Source organism: Mycobacterium sp. TH-M25 (assembly GCF_057473665.1).
Window position 1 is genome coordinate 1 of record NZ_JBYCLA010000425.1, and the last position, 6,783, is coordinate 6,783.

Genomic DNA, 6,783 nt, shown 5'->3' on the forward strand with positions numbered 1-6,783 from the left:
GTCCAACCCGACGTCCACAGCACGGCCTTCAAGCCGTCGGCTGTCTGCACCACCGGCTTCCACGGGTTTTTGATCAGGCCGCCGACAAAGGCGACCAGGGTGCCGAGACCGAAGACGCCGAGACTCGCTCCGAGCGACAGGCCGATCAATTTACGTCGCCGCAAGGTCGAACCCTCGAACGCGTCGGTCAGGTTCGCGGCAACCGTCTTGCGGTCGATTTCGTCTGATCCGTCGCCGCCGTAATGACGGTCCTGGATCGAAATCTCTTCAGGGATGAACTTTTTCTGGAACAACACCGCGCCGATGGCGATACACAACACCGAGCCGCCGAAAGTCAACCCGTAAAGCGGGGTCGCTAGCGAGTACGCCAGGCTGCCCGACGATCCGTTCGGCTGGTACTCCCACGGCCAGAACAGGAAAACCAACAGCAGCGCCAGGGCCAGCACACCGCCGAGCAAGAGCCACATGGCAACGAGACGCTCGGCACGTTTTTCGGCCCTGGTGCCCTCGACGGGCCAGCGTGGCTCTTTGAACACGGTCTCGACGCCGTCGAGCTTGCCGCCGAGCGCGACGAGTTCCTCGCGCGACATCGCGTTCAGTTCTTCGGCGGTGGGCTTACCGCTGTCGTTCGTCATCGGCGGCCACTCCTTCTCGTCGCTGCGTTCGGCCTCGTTGCGACGCGCATCATGATCGAGCCCCGAGCCACAGCGCCGCGCCGATGAGGGCGACCATCCCGACGATCCAGATGACCATGCCTTCGGGCGCGGGGCCAAAGCCGCCCAGACCGTTTCCGCCCGGACTCTTGGCCTCGGTCACGTTCTTCACGTAGGCGATGATGTCCTTCTTTGCGTCGAACGAAAGCTGACGGTCGGCGAACTTGGGCATGTTCTGCGGCCCGGTCCGCATGGCGGCCAGGATCTGCTGCTCGTTGGCCTTCCCCAGGTCGGGGGCGAACTTGCCCGACGACAGTGCGCCACCCTTGCCGGTGAAGTTGTGGCACGAGGAGCAGTTCAACCTAAACAGATCGCCGCCGCGACCCAGGTCGTTGCCTCGCAGCGACGTCATCGCGATACTGCCGTCGGGGTTACGCAGCACGGCCGGTCCGCCACCATTGGCTTGCACGTAGGTGCCCAGCGCGTCGATCTGCGATTCGTCGAACGACGGCTGCTCTTGACGTTCCGCCTGAGCCTCGCCGCGCCTGGCGGGCATCCGGCCGGTGGACACCTGGAAGTAGACCGCGGCCTCGCCGACGCCGATCAGGCTCGGCCCGCGATCCGGCACACCTTGCAGGTTGGCGCCGTGGCACGTTATGCACGAGGTGTCGTAAAGCTGCTTGCCGTTGCGCAGCAGCGCCGATGACGACTCGTCGGCGACGGCGACCTGCGGGCTGGGAGTCAGGACCGCGGCAAGCCCACCGGCGACCACGAGTGCCAGCACCAGCAGCAGCCCCGCCGACAGCCGGCGGTGCAGGCGGCGACGCGCCCGGTCACTCAGCGATCGGTTCAACCCCAGTTTCTTCAACCGAGCACTCCTGTTCTCTGCCCTGCTGGTTATCGGATGCTCACTCATCGGATGCTCACTCATCGGATGAAATAGATCGTGGCGAACAGTGCGATCCAGACGATGTCGACGAAGTGCCAGTAATACGAGACGACGATCGACGCGGTGGCCTGGGCGGGGGTGAACTTGCTCATCGTAGTTCGGACCAACAGGAAGATGAACGCGATCAGCCCGCCGATGACGTGCAGCCCGTGGAAGCCGGTGGCCAGGTAAAACACACTGCCGTATGCGCTGCCGTGGATGGTGGTCCCGTGGCTCACCAGGTGCAAGTACTCATAGCCCTGCCCGAGGACGAAGAACAACCCCATCCCGAACGTGAGCAGATACCAGCGCCGAAGCCCGAACACATCGCCGCGCTCGGCCGCGAACACGCCCATCTGGCAGGTGAACGACGACGCGATCAGCACCAGCGTGACCGGCACCGCCTGGTACAGGTTCAGCTCGGTCGGCGGCGGCGGCCAGTTGCCCGCCGCCTGCGCTCGCGCAGTGAAGTAGAACGCGAACAACCCAGCAAAGAACATCAACTCGCTGGAGAGCCACACTATGGTGCCGACACTGACCATATTGGGGCGGTTGAGCGAATGTACTCGCGCCGTGATTGCTGTACCCGAGGTTCCTACCGCACTCGTCACATCTGCAAGTATGACGCTTTGTAGTTGACGGCTTCTACCCGGGGCGGCAATTTGGCAGATGAAATTCTTGTCGCTTCGCCGCCGCCGCCCGGCTGCGCCGTCCGCTCGCCCATCATGGGACCATTTGCGGCGTGGCGGCGTCATCGTCGGGGCACTATGAACGGCCCCCTGCAGCGGCGCTGTCGTGGCCGCGAGTCCTGGAGGTTTTGACCTCGGGTCAGGATCTGCCGCGCGGGCAGGCCGGTTGGGCCATGGAGCAGATCATGACCGGGTCCGCCACTCCGGCGCAGCTCGCAGCCTTCGCCGTGGCGATGAAGATGAAGACGCCCAACTCGGCAGAAGTGGCCGAGTTGGCCGAGGTGATGCTGCGGCACGGCCGCCGGTTGCCCACCGAACGGATCGGGACCGACACCGTCGACGTAGTAGGGACCGGCGGCGACGGTGTCAGCACGGTCAACCTGTCGACGATGGCGGCGGTCGTGGTGGCCGCCAGCGGCGTCCCGGTGGTCAAACACGGCAACCGGGCCGCGTCGTCGCTGGCGGGCGGCGCTGACACGCTCGAGGCTCTGGGCGTGCGCATCGACCTGAACCCCGACGACGTGGAGCGCAGTGTCGCCGAGGTCGGAATCGGCTTCTGCTTCGCGCCGCAATTTCACCCGTCGTATCGGCACGCTTCGCTGGTTCGACGTGAGATCGGGGTGCCGACAGTCTTCAATTTGCTTGGGCCACTTACTAATCCGGGGCAGCCACGCGCGGGATTGATCGGCTGCGCGTTCGCCGACCTGGCCGAGGTGATGGCAGAGGTGTTCGCCGCCCGCCAATCCAGCGTGCTGGTGGTGCACGGCGACGACGGTCTTGACGAGCTCACGACCACGACGACGAGCACTATCTGGCGGGTGCAGGCCGGAACCGTGGACAAGCTGAAGTTCGATCCCGCGGGCTTTGGGTTCGCGCGCGCCGAGCTCGATGACTTGAAGGGCGGTGACGCCGCCGCCAACGCAGCGGAAGCCCGTTCGGTACTGGCCGGCGCCACGGGCCCGGTTCGCGATGCGGTCGTGCTCAACGCCGCGGGTGCAATCGTGGCCCATGCGGGACTATCCAGCCGCGCCGAGTGGCTGCCGGCGTGGGAAGACGGGCTGAGCCGCGCCGCCGAGGCCATCGACAGCGGCGCGGCCGAACACCTGCTCGCGCGTTGGGTGCGCTTCGGTCAACAACTCTGAGTCGTGGCAGGTGAAGGCATGTTCGGCGGCTACCCGCGCCGAGCGGGCCGCGGCGGCCCACTCGGCCCACGGGCCGGCCGATCGCAGCGGCGAGCACCAACCGTCGTCGCCGCTGGCTCTCACGATGCGCACGCCGGGGGCCGACAGCCAGTGTGCGATCAGTGCCGTCTCCTCCACCAGTGCGCCACCCAACGGCGCCGACTGCGGGAGGACCACTTGCGCTCCAGCCTCGATCGCCTCGACCACGGGCATCGGCGGGACGCCGCGGCGGGCGGTCCCGGCCGCCGCCAGTTGACCATGCCGGACGACGGCCAGCTGCCAGCCGCCGTCATCGTCGGGGGCCGCGGCCACCAACTCTGGCAGTGCAGCCAGCGCGCGCAGGCGCTGCCCGCGCCACAACACTTCGATGGCGGTGATCGTGTGGTCGCGCAACCGGGCCGCGCTCTCGTAGCGCTGCCGCCCGGCGAGCTCGGCGATCCGCTGCGCGGCCGCCTCCAGCGCCGCGTTCTGCAGGCCGTCGATCAGCGCCGCGGCGCCGACCGCCGCCGGGCCGTATTGCGCCGCAGTGACGTCGCGGGCGGCGGGGCACGGTGAGACCTCGAGCTGCGGGCAGGCCGGACCGTGCAGCGCCGTACGAGCCAACCGCTGGGTGCAGGTGCGTACACCGGTGAAACGCGCCAACAGGTCTGCGGTATCGAGGGCCTCGGCGCGCGACCGGAACGGGCCCACCGCGCGGTCGTGGCGCGGCTTGCGCAGCACCGAAAAGCGGGGAAAGGCCTCGTCACTGAGCACCAGCCACCACCACCGCTGCGGAAATTTCGATCGGCGGTTGTAGGGCGGGGCGTGGGCGTTCAGCAGCCGCAGTTCTCGCACCCCGGCCTCCAACGCGTGCGCGCATTCGACGTGCTCGACTTTGGTGGCCAATGCGACCATCTCGTTAATCCGGGTCCGTCGGTCTGAACCGTTGAAATATTGGTTGATCCGGCGCCGTAGGTTGACCGCGGTACCGACATAGAGCACTTCGTCAGACGGCCCGCGGAACAGATACACCCCGGGCCGGCTGGGCACGTGTTGGGCGAGCAACCGTTTGCGGCGCTGCGCCGGCGGCACGTTGGGCAGATAGCACCGCAACTCGGCGAAGCTCTGGATACCTTGGTTGCCGACGCGTTCGATCAGTGCGTGCAGCACCTCGACGGTGGCGCGGGCGTCATCGAGCGCCCGGTGAGTCGGCTCGCTGGCAACGGCGAACAGCTTCGCCAGTGCAGCCAACCGCACGCTGGGCGCTTCTTCGCGACTCAATACCCGGCGGGCCAACTGCACGGTGCACAGCGCCTGCGGCGGTTTCCATCGAATGCCGCACTGGTCGGCCGCGGCGCGCAGGAAACCCATGTCGAATCTCGCGTTGTGAGCGACCAGCACCGCGCCGTGGGCGAATTCCAGAAACATCGGCAACACCGCCGCGATTGTCGGTGCGTCGCACACCATCGCCGTGGTGATGCCGGTGAGCCGAATGATCTGAGGTGGGATGCTGCGCTGCGGATCGATCAGGGTGGCGAATTCGCCGAGCACCACACCGCCGCGAACCTTCACCGCGCCGATCTCGGTGATGGCGTCAGCGGGGTGTCCGGCCCTGCCTGTCATCCGCCCGCCGGTGGTCTCCAGATCGACAACGACGAAGGTGGTTTCGCGCAGCGATATTTCGGTGGACCGGTCTAGGTCGGGAAGGCTCAGTTGCTCGGCGGGGGCGACCATGACGGCGACAGTAACCAGGTGCACCGACATGAGCGCATTCGCGAAATGTCTCGCATGCCGCGGCCGACCGGGGCCGCGCGCTCCAAACTTGTCGGTGCCCGCGGCTAGCTTCTCGGACAAGACCGATCGACAAATATGGAAGGGAGCAGCCAGATGGCGCTCAACAGCGAGCCCGACCGGGCGGCGGTAGCTCCGCCCGACTCCGCTGAATCCGTGGTCATTGACTGCGACGACTGCGCGGTGCGCGGTCCCGGATGTCGTGATTGCGTCGTCAGCGTGATACTCGGGGTACCGGAAACTTTGCTGGAAGACGAGCGCGCGGCACTCGAGGTGCTTGCCGACGCGGGGATGGCGCCGCGACTGCGTTTGGTGCCCATTCGTCGGCAACGGCCGGGCGTTGCCTAGGGGCGTCGGCATGAAATCTTGCTGTTTTCTTAATAACTCAGAGTTGGACAACCTCGAAGTCGTTTCGTAACCTATCTGAGACCTAAAGCAGATCCGGCTGTCTACGCCGTTGGGTTTTAAGGATGCAACGCTTTGCGAAAAAGGCTTGAAGGGCAACGCGCTTCTTTGCGCGTCGCTCGGCGCTTGTCTATTGGAGTGCTGGCCGCATTCGCTGTTCTTTCCGGAGTGGTTGCCGGCAATGTGCTGGCCGATCCGGCCAACGACACGATGGCAAAGCTCACCGAGCTGTCGCGGCAAGCCGAGCAGACCACCGAAGCGATGCACAGCGCGCAGCTCGACCTCAACAATAAGCTGGCTGAACAACGCGCCGCCGAAAAGAAGCACAACGACGACCTGGCGGCGGCGGACGCCGCGAAGTCGAAGCTGGCTACTTTTCAATCCGGTGTGGACCGGTTTGCCGCGGCGATGTACATGGGCGGCCGCACCGACGGCCTGAACGCGATCATGACCGCCGAGTCGCCTCAGCAACTGATCGGCAAGCTGGCAGTGTCGCGGGTGATCTCCACCGCAATGCTGCAGCAGATGGCGGCCTACCGCGCCACCCGTGAAGAAGCTGCCAGAGCCGAGCAGGAATCGGCGAAGTCGGCGGCCGACACCAAGAGGGCAGCCGAGCAGGCCGCCTCGGTGCGCGCCAACCTACAGTCCAAGCAGAGTCGGTTGCAGATGCAGATTGGCATCGTCAAGTCGCAATACCTTGCCTTGAGCCCGCCCGAGCGCACCGCGCTGGCGGCGCCCGGGCCCCCTCCGCCGCCGGCGGCACTGGTCGCCGCCACCGCGCCCGCCCCCGACGCGCTAGCGCCCGGTTTAGGTCAACCCGGTGGTCCCGGGTCTGGCTCCGGTCAGGGAGCGATCGCCGTTCAGGCCGCGCTGACGCGGGTCGGTGACCCTTACTCGTGGGGCGGCTCCTCGCCGGGTGGATTCGACTGTTCGGGCCTGGTGATGTGGGCGTTCCAGCAGGCCGGTATTGCGCTGCCGCACTCCAGCCAGGCGCTGGCGCATGGTGGACAACCGATTGCGCTGTCCGACCTGCAGCCCGGCGACGTGCTGACCTTCTATTCAGACGCCTCGCACGCCGGGATCTACATCGGCGACGGATTGATGGTCCACTCGTCCACCTACGGCGTGCCGGTACGGGTCGTGCCGATGAATTCCTC

General features: G+C 66.4%; 5 protein-coding genes and 2 pseudogenes. 3 read left to right on the top strand and 4 right to left on the bottom strand.

Going from position 1 to position 6,783, the window contains the following annotated elements:
* From AC2VOU_RS14345 to ctaE, 3 genes and pseudogenes are all read right to left on the bottom strand, one after another.
* Window positions 1-635, bottom strand: a pseudogene (locus AC2VOU_RS14345) (cytochrome bc1 complex Rieske iron-sulfur subunit); the annotation flags it as partial.
* Between the two features lie 49 nt (window positions 636-684).
* Window positions 685-1,521 carry a cytochrome bc1 complex diheme cytochrome c subunit gene (gene qcrC / locus AC2VOU_RS14350; RefSeq protein WP_486957985.1) on the bottom strand — a complete coding sequence of 279 codons (837 nt, stop codon included), beginning with the start codon at window positions 1,519-1,521 and terminating at the stop codon, window positions 685-687.
* A gap of 59 nt (window positions 1,522-1,580) precedes the next feature.
* Window positions 1,581-2,192, bottom strand: coding sequence for an aa3-type cytochrome oxidase subunit III (gene ctaE, locus AC2VOU_RS14355; RefSeq protein ID WP_486957986.1), 612 nt, complete (start codon window positions 2,190-2,192; stop codon window positions 1,581-1,583).
* Window positions 2,193-2,323: 131 nt separating this feature from the next.
* On the opposite strand from ctaE, the gene trpD reads away from it, so the two are divergent.
* A complete protein-coding gene (gene trpD / locus AC2VOU_RS14360; protein WP_486957987.1) occupies window positions 2,324-3,412 on the top strand; it encodes an anthranilate phosphoribosyltransferase in 1,089 nt (362 codons plus the stop codon).
* Here trpD and AC2VOU_RS14365 read toward each other — a convergent pair.
* Window positions 3,350-5,194, bottom strand: a pseudogene (locus AC2VOU_RS14365) (DEDD exonuclease domain-containing protein); the annotation flags it as partial. The gene trpD and the pseudogene AC2VOU_RS14365 overlap by 63 nt on opposite strands.
* A gap of 123 nt (window positions 5,195-5,317) precedes the next feature.
* Here AC2VOU_RS14365 and AC2VOU_RS14370 point away from each other — a divergent pair.
* The gene (locus tag AC2VOU_RS14370) at window positions 5,318-5,569 is read left to right on the top strand and encodes a hypothetical protein (protein ID WP_486957988.1); all 252 of its coding nucleotides are present in this window, start codon (window positions 5,318-5,320) and stop codon (window positions 5,567-5,569) included.
* A 132-nt stretch (window positions 5,570-5,701) separates the two neighbouring features.
* Window positions 5,702-6,783 (top strand): peptidoglycan hydrolase RipC (ripC, locus tag AC2VOU_RS14375; RefSeq protein ID WP_486957989.1); only part of this gene is annotated, 1,082 nt, incomplete at its 3' end.

Bases quoted from the DNA above. Each gene is read 5' to 3' on its own strand.
- AC2VOU_RS14370 (WP_486957988.1), top strand. From the start codon at position 5,318: ATGGCGCTCAACAGCGAGCCCGACCGGGCGGCGGTAGCTCCGCCCGAC.